This window comes from Cupriavidus sp. GW821-FHT02F09 (assembly GCF_059421605.1).
In genome coordinates, this window is the sequence record NZ_JBWKVH010000002.1 from 175,170 (window position 1) to 199,499 (window position 24,330).

The 24,330-nt window shown below is 64.8% G+C and carries 24 protein-coding genes; 4 read left to right on the forward strand and 20 right to left on the reverse strand.

The features are described from left to right. Positions 1 to 91: 91 nt before the first annotated feature. A complete protein-coding gene (gene guaB, locus AC07XB_RS03520) occupies positions 92 to 1,555 on the reverse strand; it encodes an IMP dehydrogenase (protein WP_006163509.1) in 1,464 nt (487 codons plus the stop codon). A 123-nt stretch (positions 1,556 to 1,678) separates the two neighbouring features. On the opposite strand from guaB, the gene AC07XB_RS03525 reads away from it, so the two are divergent. Together AC07XB_RS03525 and AC07XB_RS03530 are read left to right on the forward strand one after the other, a co-directional pair. Beyond that, positions 1,679 to 2,647, forward strand: coding sequence for a DMT family transporter (locus tag AC07XB_RS03525; RefSeq protein ID WP_492826351.1), 969 nt, complete (start codon positions 1,679 to 1,681; stop codon positions 2,645 to 2,647). A gap of 118 nt (positions 2,648 to 2,765) precedes the next feature. Continuing rightward, entirely contained in the window at positions 2,766 to 3,335 is a 570-nt protein-coding gene (locus tag AC07XB_RS03530) for a DUF4124 domain-containing protein (protein WP_492371713.1), read from the forward strand. Between the two features lie 29 nt (positions 3,336 to 3,364). On the opposite strand, the gene AC07XB_RS03535 is transcribed toward AC07XB_RS03530, so the two are convergent. Beyond that, positions 3,365 to 3,712 carry an RnfH family protein gene (locus AC07XB_RS03535; RefSeq protein ID WP_492371712.1) on the reverse strand — a complete coding sequence of 116 codons (348 nt, stop codon included), beginning with the start codon at positions 3,710 to 3,712 and terminating at the stop codon, positions 3,365 to 3,367. Continuing rightward, entirely contained in the window at positions 3,705 to 4,142 is a 438-nt protein-coding gene (locus AC07XB_RS03540) for a type II toxin-antitoxin system RatA family toxin (protein WP_150983478.1), read from the reverse strand. The genes AC07XB_RS03535 and AC07XB_RS03540 overlap by 8 nt, the downstream gene beginning before the upstream one ends. A gap of 239 nt (positions 4,143 to 4,381) precedes the next feature. Between AC07XB_RS03540 and smpB the strand changes: the two genes are divergently transcribed. Continuing rightward, positions 4,382 to 4,834 carry an SsrA-binding protein SmpB gene (smpB, locus tag AC07XB_RS03545; RefSeq protein WP_006164727.1) on the forward strand — a complete coding sequence of 151 codons (453 nt, stop codon included), beginning with the start codon at positions 4,382 to 4,384 and terminating at the stop codon, positions 4,832 to 4,834. 75 nt (positions 4,835 to 4,909) lie between these two features. On the opposite strand, the gene AC07XB_RS03550 is transcribed toward smpB, so the two are convergent. The 3 genes from AC07XB_RS03550 to ppsA form a co-directional block, all read right to left on the reverse strand. Further along, positions 4,910 to 5,842, reverse strand: coding sequence for an SPFH domain-containing protein (locus AC07XB_RS03550; protein WP_459371101.1), 933 nt, complete (start codon positions 5,840 to 5,842; stop codon positions 4,910 to 4,912). Between the two features lie 84 nt (positions 5,843 to 5,926). Next, complete coding sequence (locus tag AC07XB_RS03555) at positions 5,927 to 6,352, reverse strand: NfeD family protein (RefSeq protein ID WP_492371711.1); 426 nt, start codon at positions 6,350 to 6,352, stop codon at positions 5,927 to 5,929. A 157-nt stretch (positions 6,353 to 6,509) separates the two neighbouring features. Next, positions 6,510 to 8,894 carry a phosphoenolpyruvate synthase gene (ppsA, locus tag AC07XB_RS03560; protein ID WP_492371710.1) on the reverse strand — a complete coding sequence of 795 codons (2,385 nt, stop codon included), beginning with the start codon at positions 8,892 to 8,894 and terminating at the stop codon, positions 6,510 to 6,512. Between the two features lie 268 nt (positions 8,895 to 9,162). On the opposite strand from ppsA, the gene ppsR reads away from it, so the two are divergent. Continuing rightward, entirely contained in the window at positions 9,163 to 10,074 is a 912-nt protein-coding gene (ppsR, locus tag AC07XB_RS03565) for a posphoenolpyruvate synthetase regulatory kinase/phosphorylase PpsR (protein WP_301542523.1), read from the forward strand. A 61-nt stretch (positions 10,075 to 10,135) separates the two neighbouring features. On the opposite strand, the gene AC07XB_RS03570 is transcribed toward ppsR, so the two are convergent. The 14 genes from AC07XB_RS03570 to pyrH all read right to left on the reverse strand — a co-directional run bounded on the left by AC07XB_RS03570 (position 10,136) and on the right by pyrH (position 24,128). Next, positions 10,136 to 10,918, reverse strand: a complete 783-nt coding sequence (locus AC07XB_RS03570) for a TrmH family RNA methyltransferase (RefSeq protein WP_416048775.1) — start codon at positions 10,916 to 10,918, stop codon at positions 10,136 to 10,138. Further along, a complete protein-coding gene (gene rnhB, locus AC07XB_RS03575; RefSeq protein WP_492826352.1) occupies positions 10,915 to 11,625 on the reverse strand; it encodes a ribonuclease HII in 711 nt (236 codons plus the stop codon). Before rnhB ends, AC07XB_RS03570 begins: the two co-directional genes overlap by 4 nt. Next, positions 11,625 to 12,830 (reverse strand): lipid-A-disaccharide synthase, encoded by a 1,206-nt coding sequence (lpxB, locus tag AC07XB_RS03580; protein ID WP_492371708.1) that lies wholly within the window; start codon positions 12,828 to 12,830, stop codon positions 11,625 to 11,627. The genes rnhB and lpxB overlap by 1 nt, the downstream gene beginning before the upstream one ends. Before the next feature lie 14 nt (positions 12,831 to 12,844). After that, positions 12,845 to 13,648 (reverse strand): acyl-ACP--UDP-N-acetylglucosamine O-acyltransferase, encoded by an 804-nt coding sequence (gene lpxA, locus AC07XB_RS03585; RefSeq protein WP_492371707.1) that lies wholly within the window; start codon positions 13,646 to 13,648, stop codon positions 12,845 to 12,847. Between the two features lie 101 nt (positions 13,649 to 13,749). Further along, on the reverse strand, positions 13,750 to 14,199 hold the full coding sequence (gene fabZ, locus AC07XB_RS03590) for a 3-hydroxyacyl-ACP dehydratase FabZ (protein ID WP_150983486.1): 450 nt from the start codon (positions 14,197 to 14,199) through the stop codon (positions 13,750 to 13,752). Then, a complete protein-coding gene (gene lpxD / locus AC07XB_RS03595) occupies positions 14,196 to 15,302 on the reverse strand; it encodes a UDP-3-O-(3-hydroxymyristoyl)glucosamine N-acyltransferase (protein WP_492371706.1) in 1,107 nt (368 codons plus the stop codon). Before lpxD ends, fabZ begins: the two co-directional genes overlap by 4 nt. 34 nt (positions 15,303 to 15,336) lie before the next feature. Further along, entirely contained in the window at positions 15,337 to 15,864 is a 528-nt protein-coding gene (locus AC07XB_RS03600) for an OmpH/Skp family outer membrane protein (RefSeq protein WP_492371705.1), read from the reverse strand. Positions 15,865 to 15,900: 36 nt separating this feature from the next. Further along, complete coding sequence (gene bamA, locus AC07XB_RS03605) at positions 15,901 to 18,234, reverse strand: outer membrane protein assembly factor BamA (RefSeq protein WP_492371704.1); 2,334 nt, start codon at positions 18,232 to 18,234, stop codon at positions 15,901 to 15,903. 95 nt (positions 18,235 to 18,329) lie between these two features. After that, positions 18,330 to 19,721 carry an RIP metalloprotease RseP gene (gene rseP, locus AC07XB_RS03610; protein ID WP_492826353.1) on the reverse strand — a complete coding sequence of 464 codons (1,392 nt, stop codon included), beginning with the start codon at positions 19,719 to 19,721 and terminating at the stop codon, positions 18,330 to 18,332. 138 nt (positions 19,722 to 19,859) lie between these two features. Continuing rightward, positions 19,860 to 21,038 (reverse strand): 1-deoxy-D-xylulose-5-phosphate reductoisomerase, encoded by a 1,179-nt coding sequence (ispC, locus tag AC07XB_RS03615; protein ID WP_492826354.1) that lies wholly within the window; start codon positions 21,036 to 21,038, stop codon positions 19,860 to 19,862. Between the two features lie 11 nt (positions 21,039 to 21,049). Then, positions 21,050 to 21,871, reverse strand: coding sequence for a phosphatidate cytidylyltransferase (locus tag AC07XB_RS03620; RefSeq protein ID WP_492371701.1), 822 nt, complete (start codon positions 21,869 to 21,871; stop codon positions 21,050 to 21,052). A gap of 38 nt (positions 21,872 to 21,909) precedes the next feature. Then, entirely contained in the window at positions 21,910 to 22,683 is a 774-nt protein-coding gene (uppS, locus tag AC07XB_RS03625) for an undecaprenyl pyrophosphate synthase (RefSeq protein WP_492371700.1), read from the reverse strand. Between the two features lie 53 nt (positions 22,684 to 22,736). After that, positions 22,737 to 23,297, reverse strand: coding sequence for a ribosome recycling factor (gene frr, locus AC07XB_RS03630; RefSeq protein ID WP_043346946.1), 561 nt, complete (start codon positions 23,295 to 23,297; stop codon positions 22,737 to 22,739). 120 nt (positions 23,298 to 23,417) lie between these two features. Then, entirely contained in the window at positions 23,418 to 24,128 is a 711-nt protein-coding gene (gene pyrH, locus AC07XB_RS03635) for a UMP kinase (RefSeq protein ID WP_043346948.1), read from the reverse strand. Positions 24,129 to 24,330: the final 202 nt, after the last annotated feature.

Consider the following 24,330-nt stretch of genomic DNA (forward strand, 5'->3'; position numbering starts at 1 on the left):
CGGCGCAGCCGGCGCGCGGCTGGCGGGACATCCAGGTCCCGCACAGCCGCCAGTTCATAAAGACCTGCCTGGTCGACTCACTGACACCGACTTAGTCGATGTAGTAGTTCGGCGCTTCCTTGGTGATCTGCACGTCGTGCACATGCGACTCGCGCATGCCCGCGGCGGTGATCTGCACGAACTCGGACGTCTCGTGCCAGTCGGCGATCGAGCTGCTGCCGCAGTAACCCATGGAAGCGCGCACGCCGCCGCACATCTGGTGGATGATGGCGGTGACCGAGCCCTTGTAGGCCACGCGGCCTTCAATGCCTTCGGGAACCAGCTTGTCGACGTTGGCGGTGTTGTCTTCCTGGAAGTAGCGATCTGCCGCGCCGTCCTTCATCGCGCCGACCGAACCCATGCCGCGGTAGCTCTTGAAGGAGCGGCCCTGGTACAGGAACACTTCGCCCGGTGCCTCTTCGGTACCGGAGAACATGCCGCCCATCATGACCACATGCGCGCCGGCAGCCAGTGCCTTGGCGATGTCGCCCGAGTAGCGGATGCCGCCGTCGGCCACCAGCGGCACGCCGGTGCCCTTGAGGGCTTCGGCCACGTTGGAGACCGCAGTGATCTGTGGCACGCCCACGCCAGCAACGATACGGGTGGTGCAGATCGAGCCCGGGCCGATGCCGACCTTGACGCCGTCGGCGCCATGATCGACCAGCGCGCGCGCGGCAGCACCGGTGGCGATGTTGCCGCCGATCACCTGCACTTGCGGGTAGTTCTGCTTGACCCAGCGCACGCGGTCCAGCACGCCCTGGCTGTGGCCGTGGGCGGTATCGACCACGATCACGTCCACGCCAGCCTTGACCAGCAGGTCGACGCGTTCGTCGTTATCAGGGCCCACGCCGACTGCGGCGCCGACCCGCAGCTGGCCGCGGTCATCCTTGCTGGCCAGCGGATGTTCCACTGCCTTTTGGATGTCCTTGACGGTGATCAGGCCGTTGAGCTCGAAGTCCTTGTTGACCACCAGCACACGCTCGAGGCGGTGGCGGTTCATCAGGCGCTTGGCGTCTTCCAGCGATGCGTCTTCGCCCACCGTGACGAGCTTCTCGCGCGGCGTCATCTTGGCGCGCGCGGGCGCGTCCAGTTCTTCCTCGAAACGCAGGTCGCGGTTGGTGATGATGCCGACCACGGTCTTGCCTTCCACCACCGGGAAACCGGAGATGCCGTATTGATGTGATAGTGCAATCACATCGCGGATCTTCATGTCGGGGGGAATGGTGATCGGGTCACGCAGCACGCCGGATTCGTAGCGCTTCACGCGCGCCACTTCCCGGGCCTGGTCGGCCGGCTTCAGGTTCTTGTGGACGATGCCGATACCACCGGCCTGCGCCATGGCAATTGCCAGGCGGGCTTCCGTGACGGTATCCATGGCGGCGGATACCAGCGGAATGTTCAATTCGATCGAACGGGTCAGGCGGGTACGGAGCGAAACATCCCGGGGCAGTACCGACGAATAGGCCGGCACGAGGAGCACGTCATCGAATGTGAGTGCTTTCTGGACAAGACGCATAGCAATTCCTCTAGGCGCAAAACCGAATTATACAGGAATGGCACGTTTCTTGACGCGCCTGCGAGTGCCCTTGTTCAAGTCTGCTATGCTCTTTGTCTTTTTTTCAGGGATAGGCAAGCCACAATGGGTATTGGCGTACTGTGCGGCCTGCTGGCCGGCGCCTTCTGGGGCATGGTGTTTATCGCCCCCAAGCTGCTGCCCGTCTTCTCCCCCTGGGAACTCGCGATCGGCCGCTACCTGGCCTATGGGCTGGTCGCCTTCATCGCCGCGCTGCCGCTGATGAAGCGCATTGCGCGCAAGCTCACGCGCGCAGACTGCCTTGCGCTGCTGCGCCAGGCCTTCACCGGCAACCTGTTGTACTACGTGCTGCTGGCGTTCGGCGTGCAGCTGGCCGGCGTGGGCCCCACCTCGCTGATCATCGGCACCCTGCCCATCTCCGTGACCATCATGGGCCGGCGCGACCATGGCGCCGTGCCGCTGTCGCGCCTGATCTGGCCGCTGCTGGTGGTGGCCGCCGGCATCGCCTGCATCAATATCGACCTGTTCGCCGGCGGCGGACATGCGCACGGCGCTGCCGCGGGCGAGGCGGTGCGCACGGTCTGGCAACGGCTGGCCGGCGTGATGTGCGCGGCCGGCGCGCTGGTGTGCTGGACGCTCTACGCGGTCGACAACGCACGCTACCTGCAGCGCAACCCGCAGTACAGCGGCAATGAATGGTCCGCGCTGTATGGCATCTCCACCGGCGTGGTATCGGTGGTGCTTGCGCTGCTGGCACTGCTGGGCTGGCTGGTCGCCGGCGACAGCCTGGATGCGGCCAGCGGCGGCCGCGACTGGCAGTGGTTCTGGATGGTCAACGCGGCCGTGGCGCTTGGTGCGTCACTGATCGGCAACAACCTCTGGAATATCTCCAGCCGCCGCCTGCCACTTACGCTCTCGGGGCAAATGATCGTATTCGAGACGCTGTTCGCGCTGGCGTACGGCTTTGTCTTCGACCATCGCCTGCCGCGCCCGCTGGAGATCGCGGCCATCGCGTTGCTCATGATTGGCGTGGCCTGGTCGGTTCGCTTGCACGCTGTCGACAAGTCTGCCTAAACTAGCGGCCAATCCCGTCAGCCAAGGGCGCACGAGTCACTCGCAAAGCGGGGTTCCAGCCCTATGCGCCCTGCTGCCGCACGCACTCTCACCGCAGGCTGCCCCAACACGCTAAGCCATGAAACGATCGACCGCGCACATCAAGCTCGCCACGCTGGCCGCCCTCGCCTGCCTGTGCCAGGCAGCCACCGCCCAGGCGGATTCACAATGGCAGTGGCGCGACGGCAGCGGCCGCATGGTCTACAGCGACGTGCCGCCGCCGCCCTCGGTGCCTGCCGCCAGCGTGATCAAGGCACCTGGACGCTTTGCCGGCAGCTTGCGCCCGGTCGAGCCGCCAGCCGCTGCAACCAGCCCTGCAGGCGTTGCCGCCGCCACCCAGGCTGCGCCGGCGCCGGGCGCAAAGGGCAATGGCAGTGTGAAAGCCGAGTCCATGGCAAGTGCCGAGGAAGCCTTCGAGAAACGCCGCGCCGCGCAGGCAAAGGCCGAAGCGGACCAGGCCGCCAAGGACCTGGCCGCGCAGGAGCGCCAGGTGCGCTGCGCGCAATCGCGCAACTATGCGACGTCCCTGCAGCAGAACCGCCGCATTGCCGTGTCAGCGCCAGATGGCTCGCCGCAGCAACTGAACGATGACGAGCGGCAAGCCGAATTGCAACGCGTCAACGCCGCGCTCGCACAAAACTGCGTCTGAGCGCGTGCGCAGCTCCGCGCCGGGGCCTGTCAGCCGCCACGCAGCCATTTCTGCCCTTCGCGCGTGCCGCCCTTGCGGGTCTTTTGCACGCGCCGGTTGCGGGCCGACTGGGGATCGGCCACCAGCGGGCGATAGACCTCGACGCGGTCGCCGGCCCGCACCAGGGTATCCGGCGTCTTGAGCTTGCTGAAGATGCCGACCCGCATGGTGGCGGGATCCACCTCAGGACAAGCCTGCAGCAGGCCCGAGGCCGCGATCGCGGCGACAATGCTGGTGCCGAAGGGCACCTCGACCTCCTTCAGGAAGGCGTCGCCTGGGCGGGCATAGCAAACCGAGATGCGCACCGGAGCCGCGGTGCCGGCGTCGTGCTCAGCCATTGCCGTAGACCATTTCGGCACGCTTGACGAACGCATCGACAAACGTATTGGCGATCATGCTGAACACCGGCCCGATGATTTTCTCCAGCAGGAAGCTGGAAAACTCGTAATGCAGGTGAAATTCGATCTTGCAGGCATCCTCGCGCAACGGCGTGAAGCGCCAGGAACCGCTGAAGGTCTTGAAGGGGCCATCCTCGAACACCATATCGATCTTGGTGGGCCGCTCCTGCGTATTGCGGGTGTGGAAATACTGCTTGATGCCGTTGAAGTGGATGTAGATCTTGGCGTCGAGCATCGTCTCGGTCTGCTCGAACACCTCCACGCCACCGCACCAGGGGAGGAACTTGGGATAGTCCTCGACTTGCGTGACCAGGTTGTACATCTGCTCGGCGGAATGGCCGAGCAGCACGGATTTATGGACGTCTGCCATGTAGTGGGGAATCATGGCCCGCGCAGGCGCCGCCAGCGCCATGACGCACTGCGGAATCCACCGGAGCGGGCCGGTTTGCTAGAATCCCGATTTTAGCCCACGCGCGCGCCGACGGCACCCCGGGCGCGCACGATAGCGCCCAAACCGCGGCCTGACGGCCTTGCACGGCCCTGCAGCGTCTTTCCCCTACGTTTTTTGGTGCTTGTTTTACTTATCTCCATTTCCACTATCCGGACCGCATGACCATCGCAGACAACAAGAAAGCCTTTTTCGACTACTTCATCGAAGAGCGATATGAGGCGGGGATCGTGCTCGAGGGCTGGGAAGTCAAGGCGATCCGCGCGGGACGCGTGCAGATCAAGGAAGGCTACGTGGTCATTCGCGACGCCGAGCTGTTCCTGATCGGCGCCCATATCAGCGCGCTGAACAGCGCATCCACCCACATCTCGCCCGACGCGGTGCGCACCCGCAAGCTGCTGCTCAAGGCAGAAGAGATCAAGCGCCTGATCGGCAAGGTGGAGCAGCGCGGCTTCACGATCGTGCCGCTCAACCTGCATTACACGCGCGGACGCGTCAAATGCGAGATCGGGCTGGCCAAGGGCAAGAAGATGTTCGACAAGCGCGAAACCGAGAAGGACCGCGACTGGCAGCGGGAGAAGGCACGCATCATGAAGGGTGCGGGCAAGGAGTAAAAGACCAAGGCAGCCCGGCGGCACGCCGCATGACTGCCTGCTCTGTGCAAGCCTTCTCCTTCAAGCCCCCTCGCTTCAAGCCCCCTTCTGCTGGCCTTTGACGATCTGCAGCGCCGACGCAATCATGGTGCTCATGTCGCCAAGGTTGCCCGGCACGATCAGCGTGTTGCCCTGCTTGGCCAGATTGCCGAAGGCGCTCACGTACTCCTCGGCCACCTTCAGGTTCACCGCCTCCATGCCACCGTCCGTGCGGATGGCATGCCCGATCTTCTCGATGGCCTGCGCGTTGGCCTCCGCCACCGCCAGGATCGCCGAAGCCTCGCCCTGTGCCCGGTTGATGGCCGCCTGCCGCTCGCCTTCGGACTTCTGGATGGCGGCCTCGCGCGCGCCCGTGGCCAGGTTGATCTGCTCCTGGCGCTTGCCTTCCGACGCGGCGATCAGCGCGCGCTTTTCACGCTCGGCGGTAATCTGCGCCTGCATCGCATGCAGGATTTCCTTGGGTGGCGTGAGATCCTTGATCTCGTAGCGCAGCACCTTCACGCCCCAGCTCGCGGCGGCCTCGTCCAGCGCATTGACCACGCTGTGGTTGATGTACTCGCGCTCCTCGAAGGTCTTGTCCAGCTCCAGCTTGCCGATCACCGAGCGCAGCGTGGTCTGCGACAACTGGGTGATAGCCACCACGAAATTGCTGGACCCGTAGGATGCCTTCATCGGATCGGTTACCTGGAAATACAACACGCCGTCCACCTGCAATTGCGTGTTGTCCCTGGTGATGCAGATCTGGCTCGGCACATCGAGCGGGATTTCCTTCAGGACATGCTTGTAGGCCACGCGATCGATGAAGGGCAGCACGACAGTCAGCCCCGGCGTCAGCGTGGCGCGGTACTTGCCGAGGCGTTCCAGCACCCAGGCATGTTGCTGCGGCACGATCTTGAAGCTTTGCGCCACCAGCACGATGACGGCGACCAGGATCAGCAGGGGCAGCAGGCTGCCGAAGAATTCGAACATGGGACCTCCGTGACGGGGTTGAGAAAAACGAACTGCAAAAAACGGGGAAAACCGAGGCCACGCCCTGCCTCGCCCTACCTTGCTCTATCGCGGGCTGACGAAGAGCGTGTTGCCGCGCACCTCGACGATGCGAAAACGCCCGGGCGCTGCCGGGCCAGCCGCCTGGAGTTCCACGTCCCAGTCGGTGCCGCGGTAGCGCACGCGTGCCCGCCCGGCGTCGCCCCAGGCCGGCACTTCTAGCTCCTGGCCGATGTCCGGGTTGACGTTGGGATCGCGCTCCGCCGCATCGCGCCTCACGCGCCCATAGCGGGAGCGCCGCAGCGCGACAAAGCCCGCTAGCGCCACCAGCGCCGCCAGCAGGGTCTGGGCGGCTGCACCAAGCCCGGCCAGCGCACCCAGGCCACCCGCCGCGGCGCCCAGCGCCACCATCAGCAAATACAAGGTGCCGAGGCCCAGTTCCGCGATCACCAGCACCGCGGCCAGCGCAAACCAGATGTAGTACGGCGCCATCTTTGCCTCCTTGCTTAACTGCTTACTTGCTTACGTGCTTACCTACGTTTGTCCTGGCCACGGCCAAAACAAAAAACCCCCGCAGCGCCAGGGCGCCTGCGGGGGTTCGGAACACCTGGCGCAGGGCCGGTGTACCGCTATTGTGACGTCAAATGCCTCAGGAAGCCAGTTGCTTCCAGGTATCGACCACCGAATCCGGATTCAGCGAGATCGACTTGATGCCTTCCTTGGCCAGCCACAGCGCAAAGTCCGGGTGGTCCGAGGGGCCTTGGCCGCAAATGCCAACGTACTTGTCCAGGCGCAGCGCGGTAGAGATAGCGCGCGACAGCATGAACTTGACGGCCGGGTCGCGTTCGTCGAAGTCCTTGGCCAGCAGCTCCATGCCGGAGTCCCGGTCCAGGCCCAGCGTGAGCTGGGTCAAGTCGTTCGAGCCGATCGAGAAGCCATCGAAGTACTGCAGGAACTCTTCAGCCAGGATGGCGTTGGACGGCACTTCGCACATCATGATGACGCGCAGGCCGTTCTCGCCGCGCTTCAGTCCGTGCTTGGCCAGCAGGCCGATGACCTTCTCGGCCTGGCCGAGCGTGCGCACGAACGGCACCATGATCTCGACGTTGGTCAGGCCCATGTCGTCGCGCACGCGCTTCATGGCCTTGCATTCCATCTCGAAGGCTTCGGCAAAGTCTTCGGAGATGTAGCGCGAGGCGCCACGGAAACCCAGCATGGGGTTTTCTTCGTCCGGCTCGTAGCGCGAGCCGCCGATCAGCTTCTTGTACTCGTTGGACTTGAAATCCGACAGGCGCACGATGACGGGCTTCGGGTAGAACGCCGCGCCGATGGTGGCGATGCCTTCAGCCAGCTTGTCCACGTAGAACGCACGCGGGCTGGCATGGCCACGGGCCACGCTTTCCACGGCCTTCTTCAGGTCGGCATCGACTTGCGGGTAGTCGAGGATGGCCTTCGGGTGGACACCGATGTTGTTGTTGATGATGAACTCGAGGCGGGCCAGGCCAACACCCTGGTTCGGGATCTGGCAGAAGTCGAAGGCCAGTTGCGGGTTGCCGACGTTCATCATGATCTTGACGTCGATCTCCGGCATTTCGCCGCGCTGCACTTCGGTGACCTCGGTTTCCAGCAAGCCGTCGTAGATGCGGCCTTCATCGCCCTCGGCGCACGACACCGTCACCAGCGTGCCGTCCTTGAGCAGGTCGGTGGCGTCGCCGCAGCCGACCACGGCGGGCACGCCCAGCTCGCGCGCGATGATGGCCGCGTGGCAGGTACGGCCGCCGCGGTTGGTCACGATGGCGGCGGCGCGCTTCATCACCGGCTCCCAGTTGGGATCGGTCATGTCGGCAACCAGCACGTCGCCGGGCTGCACGCGCTCCATTTCGGACGGGTCATTGATCACACGGACACGGCCGGTGCCGATCTTCTGGCCGATGGCGCGGCCGCTGGTCAGCACGGGCGCGGTGCCCTTGAGCTTGAAGCGCTGCTCTGCCTTGCCGGCGGACTGGCTCTTCACCGTTTCCGGGCGGGCCTGCAGGATGTAGATCTTGCCGTCGCGGCCGTCCTTGCCCCACTCGATGTCCATCGGGCGGCCGTAGTGCTTCTCGATGATCATCGCGTACTTGGCCAGCTCCGACACATCGGCGTCGGTGATGGAGTAGCGGTTGCGCAGTTCGATGGGCACGTCGACGGTCTTGACGCGGCCGGCTTCGCCCGGCGCGGTGAATTCCATCTTGATCAGCTTGGAGCCGATCGAGCGGCGGATGATGGGGTACTTGCCCGCTTGCAGCGTGGGCTTGAAGACGTAGAACTCGTCCGGGTTGACCGCGCCCTGCACCACCGTTTCGCCCAGGCCGTAGCTGGAGGTGATGAAGACGACATCGGGGAAGCCGGATTCGGTGTCGATGGTGAACATCACGCCTGCGGCGCCCACATCCGAGCGCACCATGCGCTGCACGCCGGCGGACAGCGCGACGATGTCGTGCGCGAAGCCCTTGTGCACGCGATAGGAAATGGCGCGGTCGTTGTACAGCGAGGCGAACACGTGGCGGATCTTGTCCAGCACATCGTCAATGCCGCTGACGTTGAGGTACGACTCCTGCTGGCCGGCGAACGATGCATCCGGCAGGTCTTCGGCGGTCGCCGACGAACGCACGGCGAACGAAGCCTCGGCGCCTTCGCGCTCCTCGGCACGCGCGTAGAACTCGCGGATTTCCTTTTCCAGGCGGGGCTGGAACGGCGCTTCGACGACCCAGCTGCGGATCTCGGCACCGGCTTCGGCCAGGGCCTTGACGTCGTCGACGTTGAGGGCCTTCAGGCGATCGGAGATGCGTTGGGTCAGGTTGCTATGAGCGAGGAAGTCGCGGAAAGCCAGCGAAGTGGTGGCAAAGCCGCCGGGCACACGCACGCCAGCTTCCGCCAGCTGCGAGATCATCTCGCCGAGCGACGAGTTCTTGCCGCCCACGGTTTCCACATCTTCCTTGCGCAACTGCTCGAACGGCAGCAGGTATGCGCCGTCAATTGCCGGGTTGTTCATAAAAGCCTCAAAACAAAGTAAGAAACCTGTTGCTGACGCCCGGAATATTGTTGGAGTTCTGCTACCGGACGGATCGCTTGGCTAAACAGCCCCAGCGGCTCACAATCGGTGTGCGATCGTGATTGCTGCAGCGCACATTGTTGACAATTCGTGGCCGAATCGTTGTGCCAACAGCGCTGGCGGAATTGCTTAGCGAAAAGATCGCCGCTATTCTACCGTGCCGCACCGCACTTTCGCGGAACGCGGATTCAAAAATAATTGTCCATACATGTCCCTCCCCGACGCTCCCCAGCCCGACGCTCCCGCCGCGCCCCTTGCGCCGCAGCACCCCCAGGAACCGCGTAAGGAGGAGGAGCGCCCCGCCATCCGCACGGTCTTTATCGTCTCCGATGGCACCGGCATTACCGCCGAGACCTTCAGCCACTCGATCCTGGCCCAGTTCGAGATGCGTTTCCGCAAGGTGCGCATGCCGTTCGTCGACACGCCCGAAAAAGCGCACATCGCGGTGGGCAAGATCAACGAGGCCTTCTACGCGGAAGGCGTGCAGCCCATCGTCTTCACCACCCTGGTCAACCAGGAGTCGAACAAGGCGATCCGCCGCGCCAAGGCCATGATCCTGGACATGTTCCAGACCTTTATCGAGCCGCTGGAAAAGGAACTCGGGCTGAAGTCCACCCATGCGATCGGACGTTTTCACCAGAACGCGGACACCGAGGCCTACCAGAACCGCATCGAGGCGATCAACTTCTCGCTCGCGCATGACGATGGCCAGTCGCACAAGAACCTGGCCGAGGCCGACATCATCCTGGTGGGCGTGTCGCGCAGCGGCAAGACCCCGACCAGCCTTTACCTGGCCATGCAGTACGGGCTGAAGGCGGCCAATTACCCGTTGATTCCCGACGACTTCGAGCGCGGCAAGCTGCCTACCGCACTCTACGCGTTCAAGAGCAAGATCTTCGGGTTGTCGATCAACCCGCAGCGCCTGGCCGAGATCCGCAACGAGCGGCGCCCGGGCAGCAAGTACGCCGCGCCGGAAAACTGCCGCTACGAGGTCAACGAGGCCGAGGCCATGATGCGCCGCGAGGGCATCAAGTGGCTGTCGTCCACCCACAAGTCGATCGAAGAGATCGCCACCACGATCCTGCAGGAGATCAAGGTGGACCGCGACAGCAACTATTGAGTCAGGCTGACGCCGCGCGGCGGGCGCGCAGGCCCGTCAGTGCGGCGAAGTGGTGGCAGGCTTAACCAGGGCGGCGCTGCCGCACCGCTTCGAACAGGCAGATCGCCGTCGCGGCCGCCACATTCAGCGATTCCAGCCCGCCCGGCTGGGGAATGCCCACCGTGCGGCTGACCTTGGCCATCCATTCCGGGCTCACGCCCGCGCCTTCATTGCCGACCACCCAGCCTACAGGTGCGCGCAGATCGGTGTCGAACACGGCTGCCTGCGCGTGCGAGGACGTGGCCAGCAGCGGCACCGCCAGGCGCGGCGCCAGCATGTCGAGCGTGCAGTGCTCGACAATGTTCAGGTGGAAATTGGCGCCCATGGCGGCCCGCAGGGTCTTGGTGGACCAGGCGAAGGCGCTGCCCGTGACGAGGAAGGCGTGCTGGATGCCTGCGGCCGCGGCGCTGCGCAGGATAGAGCCGACGTTGCCGGCATCCTGGACGCCGTCCAGGATGATGCAATCGGTGTCGATATGCGACGGCAAGTGGCCGGAGGGCGTATCGATGACCAGCATCAGGTCGATGCCGTTGACCACGCCGGCGATCAGATCGAACAAGGCATCCGCCAGCAGGACCACGCGCTCGGGCTCGATCTGCCTGAGCAGCTGCGCCACCTCGGCATGATCGTAGTGCCGCTCCGACACCACGCACTGCACCGGCTGACCCAGCGCGTCCAGGTAGGCTTGCGCCAGGTGCACGCCATCCAGCACCGACTGCCCCGCCTTGCGGCGTGCATGCGTGGAACCAGTCAGTGCCTTGAGGTGCTTGAACAGCGCGTTTTCGCGCGACGTGACGTGTTTCACTGTAGCGGCTCCGGGAATGCTGGCGCCGGGATGGCGGCCACGGGCGCGATCCGCCCCATCGCGATGGCTTCGCGCACGGGCGCAAACGAGCGCCGGTGGTGCGGCGTGGCGCCGAACTCGGTGAGCGCGGCCAGGTGCTGCGGCGTGCCGTAACCGGCGTGGGCATCGAAGCCGTACTGCGGGTATGCGGCATGCAGCACCAGCAACTCGCGGTCTCGCGCCACCTTGGCGAGGATGGAAGCCGCCGAGATGGCCTGCACCTTGGCATCGCCTTTCACGATGGCCTCGACCGCAAAGCGCACCTGCGGGCAGCGGTTGCCGTCGACCTGCACCAGGTCCGGCTCCAGGCCGGAATCAGCCAGGCCATGCACGGCACGCTGCATGGCCAGCATGGTGGCATGCAGGATGTTGATCGTGTCGATTTCTTCCACCGAAGCCTGGGCGATATGCCAGCCCAGGGCGCGCTCGCGAATCTCGTCGAACAGCGCCTCGCGGCGGCGCGCGGTCAGCACCTTGGAGTCCGCCAGGCCCTGGATCGGGCGGGCCGGATCCAGCACCACGGCGGCGGCATAGACCGGGCCGGCCAGCGGGCCCCTGCCCGCTTCGTCCACGCCGCACAAGTGGCGTGCCTGCGCGGCGGCGCCGGCCAGGTCAAAGCCGAGCTGGGCCGCATCGCCCTTCGCGGTGGCTGTGGGTCGGCGCGCCATTACACGCCCCTCCGCTGCCGGATCAGGTCGGCGACCACGGCCGAAGCGATCTCGGCGGTATTGCGTTTAAGCGTCTGGTGCATCTGGGTGAAATGGTCCCGCAGGAACGCGGTATTGCCTTCGTCGTTCAACTGCAGCAGCGTCTCGCGCGCCAATGCCTCGGGTGTGGCGTCATCCTGCAACAACTCGGGCACGACAAAACGCCCGGACAGGATGTTGGGCAGGCCCACATACGGCAGATAACCCTGCCGCTTCATGATCTGCGCGGTCAGCCAGGGCACCTTGTACGAAATCACCATGGGCTTCTTGTACAGCGCGGCCTCCAGCGTGGCGGTACCGCTAGCCAGCAGGATCACGTCGGCGGCTTCCATGGCCAAGTGAGACTGCCCGTCGACAACGGTCAGCGGGATCTGCGGATACTGCTGGTGCAGGCCCGCGACAATCTCTCGCAGCGGCGCGCTGGCAACCGGCAGCACAAAGGCGAGATTGCCGTCCATGCTGTGCATGCGCGCCATGGCCGCGAAGAACGTCGCGCCCAGGTTGCGCACCTCGGACTGCCGGCTACCGGGCAGCACGGCCACCACGCGCGGCCCGGCCGGCAGGCCAAGCTTCTCGCGGGCGCCCTGCGTGTCCGGCACCATCGGGATCACGTCGGCCAGCGGATGGCCCACATAGGTGGCGGGAATCCCGGCGCGGGCGTAGATCTCCGGCTCGAACGGAAACAGGCACAGGATGTGGTCGACCGCGCGCGCGATGGTGCGGATGCGCCCGCCGCGCCAGGCCCAGATCGACGGGCTGACGAAGTGCACCACCGGAATGCCGGCACGGCGCAGCGGCACCTCGAGCCCGAAGTTGAAATCCGGCGCGTCCACGCCGATGAAGCACAGCGGCGGCTGCGCCAGCAGCTTTTCCTTGATGGCGCGGCGCGTGGCGAGAATCTCGCGCAGCGAGCCCAGCACCTCCACGTAGCCGTTGACCGAGAGGGTGTCCATCGGCCATTGCGACTCGAACCCCTGCGCCATCATGCGGGGGCCGCCGATGCCGGCGTAGCTCACTTCACCGAGGCGGGCCTTGAGCCCGCCCATCAGCAGGGAGGCAAGCAGGTCGCCGGAGTTCTCGCCAGCCACCATGGCAATGGTGCCGCGATTGCCCGCACCCGCCGCAACCGGCGTGGCCTCCATGGCCGGTAGGACACCATCGACCATGGCTGTATCCGGCTTCAGCGCACAATGCCGCGCTGCGTGGCGGCAATGAAGTCGAGGAAATCCTGCAACGCAGCCGTGGCGGTGCCTTCGGCCTGCGCAATCAGTTGCGCGATCTCGTTGCGGGCGGCTTCAAAGCTCAGGTCGGACTTGTACAGTACCTTGTAAGCCTGGCGCAGGGCCGCGATCTGCGCGGCGTCAAAGCCACGGCGGCGCATGCCTTCCACGTTGATGCCGTGCGGCGTAGCCTTATTGCCGCCCTTGTCGCCAGCGGCGATCACGAACGGCGGCAGGTCCTGCACCAGGGCAGAGGCGCCGCCCAGCATGGCGTGCGCGCCGATGCGCACGAACTGGTGCACCCCGCTCATCCCGCCAAGAATGGCCCAGTCGCCCACCTGCACGTGGCCGGCGATCTGCGCGTTGCTGGAGAACACCGTGTGATTGCCCACCTGGCAATCGTGCGCGATGTGCACGTAGGCCATGATCCAGTTGTCGTCGCCGATGCTGGTCACGCCCTGGTCCTGCACCGTGCCGGTGTGGATGGTGGTGAATTCGCGAATGGTATTGCGATCACCGATCACAAGCCGGGTCGGCTCGTTGCGGTACTTCATGTCCTGCGGCGTGCCGCCCACCGAAGCGTAAGGCCCGATGCGGTTATCCGCGCCAACGGTGGTATGCCCTTCGATGGTGGTATGCGCGCCCACCTGGGTACCGCTGCCAAGGCGCACGTTGGGACCCACGATGGAAAACGGCCCGACGGTCACGTCGGCTGCAAGCTCGGCCTTCGGGTCAACCAGTGCGCTGGGATGGATTTGCGTCATGCGTCCTGTCCTATGGTCTGAGATGAAAAGATTGAACGGTCAACACAGTGAGCCAAATACGTCCAAGACCTGCCCAGGGCGTAGCCCCGAAGGCAGGTTTCTTAGTCGGCTTGTTTGACGGTGCACATCAACTCAGCTTCACAAGCCACCTTGTCGTCGACGGTGGCAAATGCCTTGAACTTCCAGATGCCGCGGATATAGCGCTCGACAGATACCGTCATGTGCAGCTGGTCGCCCGGCGTCACGACCTGCTTGAAGCGCGCGCCGTCGATGCCGACCAAGTAATACAGCGAGTCTTCCTTGCGCTCTACGTCTTCGCCGAAGGTCAGCAAGCCGGCCGACTGCGCCAGCGCTTCGAGGATCATCACACCCGGCATTACGGGGTGACCCGGGAAATGGCCCTGGAAGTACGGCTCGTTCATGGTGACGTTCTTCAGCGTTTTGATACGCTTTTGCGGCTCCAGTTCAAGCACGCGGTCTACCATCAGGAACGGGTAACGATGCGGCAGCAGCTTGAGGATCTTGCGGATGTCGATATCGACGGCGTTCATGGTTTTTTCTCTTCGGTATGCTGGATAGATTTGCCGGCGTCCTGCCCTTGCAAGCGCTTCTCGAGCTGGATCACGCGATCGCGCAATTTGCTCAGGCCTCGCAAGGTGGCTGCGGTGCGTTCCCACTCGCCATGCGGCTGGACCGGGAACACGCTGGTGAAATGCCCGCCGGGCTTGGAAATGGATTTAGTGATCGAAGTGCCACCGGACACCGTGGTGCGGTCGGCAATGTTCAGGTGGCCGGCAAAGTTGGCAGACCCCCCGATCACGCAGAAGCGCCCGACCTTGGTACTGCCGGCAATCGCTGCGCATCCCGCGATCACAGTATGCGCGCCCACCCGCACGTTATGCGCGATCTGTACCTGGTTGTCGAGCTTGCAGCCGTCCTCGATGACCGTGTCGGCCATGGCGCCGCGGTCGATGGCGGTATTGGCGCCGACCTCGACGTCATTGCCCAGCACAGCGCGGCCGGTCTGGGGAATCTTGACGTACTCGACGCCAGCCGGGCCAATGTCCGGGGCAAAGCCGAAGCCATCCGCCCCCAGCACCACACCGCTGTGCAGTATGCACCTCATGCCCACCACGCATTGGTGATAGACCGAGACATTGGCGTAGATCAGCGTGTCATCGCCAATCTGCGCCCCGGCGCCGACAAAGCCGTTGGCCAGGATACGCACCCGCTCGCCTAGCCGGGCCCCACTCTCGATCACCACGTTGGGGCCAATAAAGCAGGACGCCGGCACCACGGCATCGGGCGCCACGCTGGCGCGCGGGTCGATGCCGGTACGGTGGTCGGTATTGGCGCGGCGATCGAACCCCTGCGCGATTCGCGCAAAGCACACGTAGGGATTGCGTGCCACCAGCCAGTTGCGGCCGTCGGCCTGCCCTTCGGCGCGAATGCGCTCCAGGTCGGTCGCCGACACAATCACGGCGCCGGCGCCGGAGGCCAGCGCCTGCGGCAGGTACAGGGGATTCGAGAGAAACGAGAGCTGGTCGGGACCGGCCTGGTCGAGCGGCGCGAGGCCGCGCACGGCGAGGTCGGGATCACCCACAACCTGCGCGCCGGTATCGGTGGCGAGCTGACCCAGTGTGGGTGTTTGCATGGCAGTACTTCCTTGGACGGCGAAAACTGGCAGCTTACTTGCTGCCGGCGTTCAACGCTTTCATCACATCGTCGGTAATGTCGATGCGAGGATTGACGTACACGGCCTCTTGCACGATCAGGTCGTACTTGCGCTGCTCCGCAAGCTGACGGATCACGCGGTTGGCGCGCTCGAGCACCTGGGCCAGTTCCTCGTTGCGGCGCTGGTTCAGGTCCTCGCGGAATTCACGTTGCTTGCGCTGGAATTCGCGATCGAGATCGGCCACTTCGCGTTGACGGCGCTGGCGGTCGGCATCGGCCAGCACGGCGGTGTCCTTGTCGAGCTTGTCGGCCATGCCCTTGATCTTCTGGGCCATGTCCTGCAACTCGCGGTCGCGCTTGGAGAACTCCTGTTCCAGCTTGACCTGGGCCTGCTTGGCAGGCACCGAATCACGCAGGATACGCTCGGAATTGACCGCGGCGATGCGCGCTTCCTGCGCCGTGGCGGGCGCGGCTGCCAGCAGCGCACCAACCGTCAGCGCAGCCGCCGTCAGGCTTTTGATCAGTGGGAATGTTGTTTTCATGAATCCGTTCCTCAATCTTCTATCTTCTATGCCCGATCAGAACGCAGTACCGATCTGGAACTGGAAGCGCTGCACCTTGTCGGTCTCGTCCTTCTTCAGCGGGAAGCCCACGCTGATCTTGAGCGGACCGATCGGCGAGAGCCAGGACATGCCCAGGCCCGTCGAATACTTGAGCTGGCTGAACAGTATCGGGGCCCCTTCCTCGTACACGTTACCAAAGTCGAAGAAGGTGAACAGGCGCAGGGTCCGGTCCACGCCAGAGCCCGGCAGCGGGAAGATGAATTCGACGTTGCCGATCATCTTGGAAGCGCCACCAATCGGGTTGCCGTTCTGGTCCTTCTTGCCCAGCGTACTGGTCTGGTAGCCGCGAACCGAACCGATACCACCGGCGTAGAAGTTCTTGAACACCGGGAACGGCGTGTTGCCATAGCCGTGACCGTAAGCCACTTCACCGTTGAAGGCCAGCGTGAAGGCCTTGGACAGCGGATAGAAATATTGCTGCTGGGCACTGGCGCGATAGTACTGCGTATCGCCGCCGGGCACGCCCACTTCAAGGTTGACCTGCGTGTAGGGTCCCTTGGTGGGGACCAGCGCGCTGTCGCGGCGATCGCGGGCCCAGCCGATCGTGAACGGGAAGTTGTTGATCGGATCGCCGCTCGACTTGCCGATCTTGTTCAGCCACTGGCCGTACTGGATCGGCGTGTTCGGCGAAATGGTCACCTGGGTGCGCTCGTAGCCGATACCGAAGAACACGGTATCGGTTTCCGTAAACGGCACGCCGAACTTGACGTTGCCGCCTTCCGATACGATCTTGTAGTCCTGGTCACCGGTGTAGTACAGCGGCCGCGACGTACGGTAGTAGATATCGGTTGAGCGGCTGATGCCGTCCACCGTGAAATACGGGTCGTACTGCGTCAGCGAGATCGTGCGGAAGGACTTCGCGGTGTTCACGTCCAGGCCCAGGCTGGTACCCGACCCGAACACGTTGTCCTGGCGCAGGCCGGCTTGCAGCACCAGCTTGTCCGTGGAGGAGAAGCCCAGGCCCAGGCTGATCTGCCCGGTCGGCTTCTCGGTCACGTTGACGTTGACATCGACCTGGTCGGGCGCGCCGGGCACGTCCTCGGTGGTGATGTTTGTGTCGGTGAAGTAGCCGGTACGGTTGATACGGGCCTGCGATTGCGTCAGCTTTTCGCTGTCGAACCACGAGCTTTCCATCTGGCGCATTTCGCGGCGCACCACTTCGTCGCGCGTCTTGCTGTTGCCCACCACGTTGACGCGGCGCACATAGACGCGACGGCCAGGATCGACCATCAGGGTCAGCGCGACTTCACGCTTTTCCTTGTCGATCTGCGGCTGCGGGTTGATGGTGGTGAACGCGTAGCCGTAGGTGCCCAGCAGGTCGGTAATGGCCTTGGTGCTCTGGGTCAGCTTCTCGGACGAGAAGACCTCGCCCTTCTGCAGCTTGAGCAGCTTTTCCATCTCGGCCTGCTTGCCGAGCAGCTCGCCCGCCAGGCGGATATCCGACACCTTGTACTGGTCGCCTTCCTTGATGTTCAGCGTCAGGAAGATGTCCTTCTTGTCCGGCGTGATCGACACCTGCGTCGATTCGATGGCGAACTCGAGGTAGCCACGGTTCAGATAGTACGAACGCAGTGCTTCCAGGTCGGCGGTGAGCTTCTGCTTGGAATACAGGTCGTTCTTGGTGTACCAGGACAGCCAGTTCGGAGTCGACAGCTGCATTTCATCGCGCAGCGTGCTTTCCTTGAAGGCCTTGTTGCCGACGATATTGATCTGGCGGATCTTGGCCACCGGACCTTCGTCGACATTGAACACCACCGACACGCGGTTGCGGTCGACCGGGGTGATCGTGGTCTGGACGTCGGCGGCATAGTAGCCACGCGCCACGTACTGACGCTTGAGCTCCTGCTCTGCCTTGTCGATCAGGGCCTTGTCGTAGTACCGGGCCTCGGCCACGCCCACCGCGCGCAACGAGCGGCGCAGGGTGTCCTTGTCGAATTCCTTGATGCCGACGAATTCGAGCTGGGAAATGGCGGGACGTTCTTCCACCTGGACCACCAGCACGCCGTCCTCGGAACGGATCTGGACGTCCTTGAAGAACCCGGTGTTATACAGGGCACGAATGGCGTCCGCGCCCTTGTCGTCGCTGAAGGTTTCGCCGACCTTGACCGGCAGGTAGCCGAACACCGTACCCGGCTCGACCCGCTGCAGGCCCTCGACACGAATGTCCTTGACGACGAATGGCTCCGCGGCCCAACTCACTGGGGTCCAGGCTGCGATGATGGCACTCGCCAGCACGCCCAGCGAGATGCGCTTATGTCTGATCAATCTTGATCCCCTCTTTGATTCCATGCAGGATTGGGCTCCGATGCTTCACGGGGCTGCGCCTTGGCTCGGCAGGCGCGGGGTGTCAGTGACACCCGCACGCCGCAGCCGGCAACCTATGTCTAGCCGCGCGCTAAAAACAGCCGGCTGACATCGTTGAACAAGGCGAGCGAAGTCAGGAGCAAGACGCAGGCGATGCCGACCTTCTGCAGCACAGCCTGCCAGTGGTCTGGTACGGGCCTGCCAGTCAAAAATTCAACGCAATAATACAGCAAATGCCCCCCATCCAATACCGGAATAGGTAACAAATTCAATACACCGAGGCTAACACTGACCAACGCCAGGAAGCCGACAAAGGGCTGCCAGCCGAGGTGGGCGGCGCGCCCCGCGTAGTCCGCCACGGTCAGCGGGCCGCTCAGGTTCTGCAGCGAAGCCTGCCCCACCAGCATCTTTCCGAGCAGCTTGAGCGAGAGCGCGCTGGTGCTCCAGACCTGCCCGACCGCGCGGCTCAGCGCCTCGACCGGCTGGTAGCGCACAGTTTCCATCTCGACCGCCTGGCTCAGCGCGGCGCCCAGCTTGCCAGTGGCGGCGGCTGCCGCGCTGGCGCCCTGCGCCGCGGGAACCGTATCGAGCTTCACGGGCACATCCAGGCGCCGGCCCTCCCGCTCGATGCCAAGCGTGACCTCGGCGCCGGGCTGCGCCCTGACCCCGCGGATCAGTTCGCCAGCCTGGGTCAGCGGGTGTCCTTGCCAGGCCACCACGCGATCGCCCTGGCGCAGGCCGGCGCGTTGCGCAGCGGAGTCCGGCAGGACTTCAGTGATCGTCACCGGCCCGCCCTTGAGGGCCAGCCCCAGGGTGGCAAGCGGGTCTTGTTCGGGATTGCCGCCGGTATTCGGCAACCGCGGCAGCTTCACATCGCGCTCGGCGCCATCGGCGGCGCGCACGTGCAGCACCGCGCTGGCGCCGCCAAAGCCCTGGGCGAACACGGCCATGCGCAGGTCGTTCCAGGAACGCACCTGCTCGGTCTCGCCATTGGCCTGCAGCGCCAGCACGCGGTCGCCCTCGCGCAAGCCCGCCGCAGCCGCGGGGGTGCCGGCAGGCGGCGCCGCGACGATGGGCGCGGCCTCGCGCATGCCGCCGGCAAACAGCACGAAATACAGCACGATGGCCAGCGCAAAGTTGGCCAGCGGACCAGCCGCCACAATCGCGAAGCGCTTGGCCACCGGTTGCCGGTTGAAGGCGCGTGGCAGGTCCGCGGGATCGAGCGGCGCGTCATGGCCCGGATCGCTCTCCCGCTCATCGAGCATCTTGACGTAGCCGCCGAGCGGAATCGCGGCGATGGTCCACTCGGTACGGTCCCGCCCCTTGGACACCCAGCGCACCAGCGGCCGCCCGAAGCCGATCGAGAAGCGCAGCACCTTGACCCCGCACAGGCGCGCGGCCAGGTAGTGACCCATTTCATGGAAATAGATCAGGATGCAAAGGGCGGCGACGAAAGCAATTACGGTTTGCATGGCAGGCAGCTTGTCGTCAGGGGCTGGAACGCCCCGATGGCACAAAGTAGACGCCGGGCACGAGGCCCGGCAACCGGTGCGCCAGCATCGGCCGGTGCGCCGCTATTGTCGCCGATCCCGGCCGCACCGCCTCCGGCGTCAGCACGAACGCGCGCTTTCCAGCAAGGCGCCAGCGCGGCGGCGCGCATCCTGGTCGATGTCCATCACGCCTTCCAGCGTGTCGACACTGCCCAGCGAGGCCTGCGCCAGCACCTGCGCCACGATGCGCGCGATGTCGGTAAAACGGATCCGGCCTTGCAGGAACGCCTCGACGGCAACCTCGTTGGCGGCGTTCAGGATGGCCGGGGCCACCCCGCCCGCCCGCAAGGCGTCGAACGCCAGGCCCAGGCAGGGAAAACGCGCCAGATCCGGGGTTTCGAAGGTCAGCGCGCCGGCACGGGTAAGGTCCAGCGGGGAAACGCCCGCGTGCATGCGCTCGGGATAGGCGAGCCCGTAGGCGATCGGCGTACGCATGTCCGGGTTGCCGAGCTGGGCCAGCACCGAGCCGTCCGCGTAGGACACCATCGAATGCACGATGCTCTGCGGGTGGATCAGCACCTCGATGCGGTCCGCCGGCGCGGCGAACAGCCAGTGCGCCTCGATCACCTCCAGCCCCTTGTTCATCATGGTGGCGGAGTCGACCGAGATCTTGCGGCCCATCACCCAGTTCGGGTGGGCGCAGGCCTCGTCCGGCGAGATATCGTGCAAGGTGGCCGGGTCCCGAGTCCGGAACGGGCCGCCGGAAGCCGTCAGCAGGATCTTGGAGACGCCCGCGCTCAGGCGCGGATCGTCCGCCGGCAGGCACTGGAAGATGGCATTGTGCTCGCTGTCGATCGGCAGCAGCGTGGCGCCGTGCTCGCGCACGGCATCCATGAAGAGCCGGCCCGACATCACCAGCGCTTCCTTGTTGGCCAGCAGCACGCGCTTGCCCGCCCGCGCCGCGGCCAGCGTGGGACGCAACCCGGCGGCGCCGACGATGGCGGCCATCACCGAATCGGCCGCGGGATCGACCGCCACCGCTTCCAGGGCCGCTTCGCCATAGCCCACCTCGGTTTTGATGCCGTCGGCACGCAGCAGCGCCTGCAACTCGCTTGCGGCCTGGGCGGTGCCTACCACAGCGTGCGCCGGGCGGAACTCGCGGCACTGCGCCGCCAGTTTGTCGACCTGCCGGTGCGCCGTCAGCGCATGGACGGCATAGCGCTCGGGGTGGCGCTTGACCACATCAAGCGTACTTTCCCCGATCGAGCCGGTGGCACCCAGGACGGTAATACGACGCATATCAGATCAACTCAAAGATAGATGGCCAGCAAGGCGGCCAGCGGAAACACGGGCAACAGCGCGTCGATCCGGTCGAGCACGCCACCATGGCCGGGCAACAGCCGGCTACTGTCTTTCATGCCAACCTGGCGCTTGAGCAACGACTCGAAAAGATCGCCGACCACGCTGGCGACCACCAGCAGGGTCGACAGCAGCGCCACGACGGCCAGGCCCTTATGGTCGGCCATGCGAGAGAACCAGGTCGGGGAAAAAGCTTGGGTAGCGGCCAGCCCGAGTGCGATCAGCAGCACCACCAGCCAGCCGCCGATGGCGCCTTCCCAGGACTTGCCCGGGCTGATGGTGGGGGCAAGCTTGCGCCGCCCGATGGCCTTGCCGACGAAATAGGCGCCGATATCGGCCGCCCAGACCAGCACCGCTACTGACAGCAGCACCCCGATGCCCAGCTCTCGCAGGATCAGGGTGGCGTGGCCGAACGCGGGCAGCATGAACAGGCCGAGAATGGCGCCCAGCAAGGTAAAGGACGGGCTCGCCTGGCGCACGCCGCGCGCCAGCAGCACCACGGCGACGCCCCAGCAGGCCACGCCGATCTGCAGCAGGCGCGTCAGCGCCTGGCGGTCGGCGGCGTCATGCCAGCCGATCAGGGCAACCAGGCAGGCCACCGCATAGACATAGGGCCAGAAGCCGCGCAGCCCGATCAGGCGGCCGAATTCCCAGCCCGCCAGGACGACGATCACCGCCACCAGGCCGGCCAGCGCCGACGGAGGTGCCAGAAACAGGATCGGCAGGATCAGCAGCAACAGGCATACGGCGGTGATGACACGGGTAAGAAGCATGCGCTGCGGGATTCCGGTGAAAAAATGGAAAACGGGCTTCAGGCGGTGCCGGAAAGGCCGGGTGGTGCCACCACTTGCGCGCTGGTACGACCGAAGCGGCGCTCGCGCTGCCGGTACGAGGCAAACGCCTTGTCGAGCTCGGCGGGGCTGAAATCCGGCCAGAACACGTCGGTGAAATAGAGTTCGGAGTAGGCCAGCTGCCACAGCAGGAAATTGCTGATGCGCTGCTCGCCACCGGTGCGGATGAACAGGTCCGGCTCGGGCGCGTAGGCCATGGCCAGGTGCGGCGCGAGCATGGATTCGTCAACGGACTCCGGATCGAGCATGGGCGAGCGCGCCAGCATCTTGCGCATGGCCTGGAGCAGATCCCAGCGGCCGCCGTAATTGGCGGCGATCGTCACCGTCAGGCCGGTGTTGTTGTCCGTGCGGGCCTCGGCGTCGGCGATCAGCTGCTGGATACGCGGGCTGAAGCGACTCAGGTCGCCGACCACCCTCACCCGGATATTGTTGGCGTGCATCTTGACCACCTCGCGGCGCAACGCGGTCATGAACAGCCGCATGAGGAACGAGACTTCGTCCGCCGGGCGGCGCCAGTTCTCGGAACTGAACGCGAACAGGGTCAGGTACTGCACGCCACGCGCGGCGCAGGCCTCCACCACGGCCCGGACGGCATCCAGGCCACGGCTGTGGCCGGCTACGCGTGGCAGGTGCCGCTTGGTCGCCCAGCGGCCGTTGCCATCCATGATGATGGCGACGTGGCGGGGCACATAGGTAGAGTCGGGGACGCTGAGCGTGGAACTGATGTGATGCATGATGGGAAACGGTACCGGACACAGCGGCGGCTGGCAAGCCGCCGCATCAAGCGTCACACCGTCATGATCTCCTTGTCCTTCTCGGCGACCATCCTGTCGATCTCGGCAACGAACTTGTCGGTCAGCTTCTGGACATCGTCCTGGCCGCGGCGCTCGTCGTCCTCGGAAATGGCTTTGTCCTTGACCAGCTTCTTGAACTGCTCGTTGGCATCCCGGCGCAGGTTGCGCACGGCGATCTTGGCGCCCTCGGCCTCGCCCTTGACGACCTTGGCGAGTTCCTTGCGGCGCTCTTCGGTCAGCATGGGCATGGGCACGCGGATGGTCTCGCCCATGGTCGACGGGTTCAGGCCCAGGTCCGCGTCGCGGATGGCCTTCTCGATGGCGCTGACCATCTTCTTTTCCCAAGGCTGCACGCTGATGGTGCGCGAATCGGCCAGGCCGACGTTGGCCACCTGGCTGATCGGCACCGGGGAGCCGTAGTAATCCACTTGCACGTGGTCGAGCAGACCGGTGTGTGCACGACCAGTGCGAATCTTGGCCAGGTCGGCCTTGAACGCTTCAATGGTCTTTTGCATTTTCTGCTCGACGCTCTTCTTGGTGTCGGCGACGCTCATCTTTACCTCCGAAAACGGGTAACCATGATCCCGGACGGCGGGATCGAAAATGAATCATTCTACTCTTTGCCGGCACGCGCGCCACCTTCGGCGGCAGCGCGCCAGCGCCTGGTGCAGCACTTATACGTGCACCAGAGTACCTTCGTCTTCGCCCAGGATTACGCGTTTGAGCGCACCCGGCTTGACGATGGAGAACACCTTGATCGGCAGCTTCTGGTCGCGGCACAGGGCGAATGCCGTGGCATCCATCACCTGCAGGTTGCGCGAGATCGCCTCGTCAAAGGAGATGGTGGTATAACGCGTGGCGCTGGGGTCCTTCTTGGGGTCGGCGGTGTAGACGCCGTCCACCTTGGTCGCCTTGAGCACGATCTCCGCGCCGATTTCCGCGCCGCGCAGGGCCGCCGCGGTATCGGTGGTGAAGAACGGGTTGCCGGTGCCGGCGGCGAAGATCACCACCTTACCCTCCTCCAGCTGGCGGATGGCGCGCGGCCGAATGTAAGGCTCGACCACCTGGTCCATGCGCAGGGCCGACTGCACGCGCCCCACGATGTCGGCGTGGCGCATGGCATCCTGCAGGGCCAGCGCATTCATCATGGTGGCCAGCATGCCCATGTAGTCGGCCGTGGCGCGGTCCATGCCCGCCGCCCCGCCGGCCACGCCGCGGAAAATATTGCCGCCACCGATCACCACCGCGACCTGGACGCCCAGCCTCACGATCTCAGCGATGTCATTGACCATGCTTTCGATGGTGGAGCGGTTGATGCCGAAGGCATCATCGCCCATCAGGGCTTCGCCGGACAATTTCAGTAGGACGCGCTTATAGGCTGGCATATTGATCCCCGGAGCTGGTTCGGCTCGTTCTGTTGAGCCGGAAATTTGAAGGCAGGCGGCACGGATCGGCGTGCCGCCGCTATAAAAGCCGGTTTTCGGGGTGGCCTGGCTCCGGCACGGCAACAGCGCGATAACACACGAAAAACTCGCGTTCAAAGCGCCCCTGGGGCACGGCAGGTCAGACGACTGCGGAAACGGGCTA

Excerpts from the sequence above, each read along its gene's own strand:
- smpB (WP_006164727.1), top strand. The coding sequence starts at position 4,382 with ATGACCATCGCAGACAACAAGAAAGCCTTTTTCGACTACTTCATCGAA.
- AC07XB_RS03530 (WP_492371713.1), top strand. The coding sequence starts at position 2,766 with ATGAAACGATCGACCGCGCACATCAAGCTCGCCACGCTGGCCGCCCTC.
- fabZ (WP_150983486.1), bottom strand. The coding sequence starts at position 14,199 with ATGAACGCCGTCGATATCGACATCCGCAAGATCCTCAAGCTGCTGCCG.
- ispC (WP_492826354.1), bottom strand. The coding sequence starts at position 21,038 with ATGCGTCGTATTACCGTCCTGGGTGCCACCGGCTCGATCGGGGAAAGT.
- AC07XB_RS03550 (WP_459371101.1), bottom strand. The coding sequence starts at position 5,842 with ATGTTCGAATTCTTCGGCAGCCTGCTGCCCCTGCTGATCCTGGTCGCC.
- frr (WP_043346946.1), bottom strand. The coding sequence starts at position 23,297 with ATGAGCGTCGCCGACACCAAGAAGAGCGTCGAGCAGAAAATGCAAAAG.
- pyrH (WP_043346948.1), bottom strand. The coding sequence starts at position 24,128 with ATGCCAGCCTATAAGCGCGTCCTACTGAAATTGTCCGGCGAAGCCCTG.
- guaB (WP_006163509.1), bottom strand. The coding sequence starts at position 1,555 with ATGCGTCTTGTCCAGAAAGCACTCACATTCGATGACGTGCTCCTCGTG.
- AC07XB_RS03535 (WP_492371712.1), bottom strand. The coding sequence starts at position 3,712 with ATGGCTGAGCACGACGCCGGCACCGCGGCTCCGGTGCGCATCTCGGTT.
- AC07XB_RS03540 (WP_150983478.1), bottom strand. The coding sequence starts at position 4,142 with ATGGCAGACGTCCATAAATCCGTGCTGCTCGGCCATTCCGCCGAGCAG.
- ppsA (WP_492371710.1), bottom strand. The coding sequence starts at position 8,894 with ATGAACAACCCGGCAATTGACGGCGCATACCTGCTGCCGTTCGAGCAG.
- bamA (WP_492371704.1), bottom strand. The coding sequence starts at position 18,234 with ATGGAATCAAAGAGGGGATCAAGATTGATCAGACATAAGCGCATCTCG.
- uppS (WP_492371700.1), bottom strand. The coding sequence starts at position 22,683 with ATGCATCACATCAGTTCCACGCTCAGCGTCCCCGACTCTACCTATGTG.
- AC07XB_RS03555 (WP_492371711.1), bottom strand. The coding sequence starts at position 6,352 with ATGGCGCCGTACTACATCTGGTTTGCGCTGGCCGCGGTGCTGGTGATC.
- AC07XB_RS03525 (WP_492826351.1), top strand. The coding sequence starts at position 1,679 with ATGGGTATTGGCGTACTGTGCGGCCTGCTGGCCGGCGCCTTCTGGGGC.
- rseP (WP_492826353.1), bottom strand. The coding sequence starts at position 19,721 with ATGCAAACCGTAATTGCTTTCGTCGCCGCCCTTTGCATCCTGATCTAT.
- AC07XB_RS03600 (WP_492371705.1), bottom strand. The coding sequence starts at position 15,864 with ATGAAAACAACATTCCCACTGATCAAAAGCCTGACGGCGGCTGCGCTG.
- lpxB (WP_492371708.1), bottom strand. The coding sequence starts at position 12,830 with ATGGTCGATGGTGTCCTACCGGCCATGGAGGCCACGCCGGTTGCGGCG.
- AC07XB_RS03620 (WP_492371701.1), bottom strand. The coding sequence starts at position 21,871 with ATGCTTCTTACCCGTGTCATCACCGCCGTATGCCTGTTGCTGCTGATC.
- lpxD (WP_492371706.1), bottom strand. The coding sequence starts at position 15,302 with ATGCAAACACCCACACTGGGTCAGCTCGCCACCGATACCGGCGCGCAG.
- rnhB (WP_492826352.1), bottom strand. The coding sequence starts at position 11,625 with ATGGCGCGCCGACCCACAGCCACCGCGAAGGGCGATGCGGCCCAGCTC.
- ppsR (WP_301542523.1), top strand. The coding sequence starts at position 9,163 with ATGTCCCTCCCCGACGCTCCCCAGCCCGACGCTCCCGCCGCGCCCCTT.
- lpxA (WP_492371707.1), bottom strand. The coding sequence starts at position 13,648 with ATGACGCAAATCCATCCCAGCGCACTGGTTGACCCGAAGGCCGAGCTT.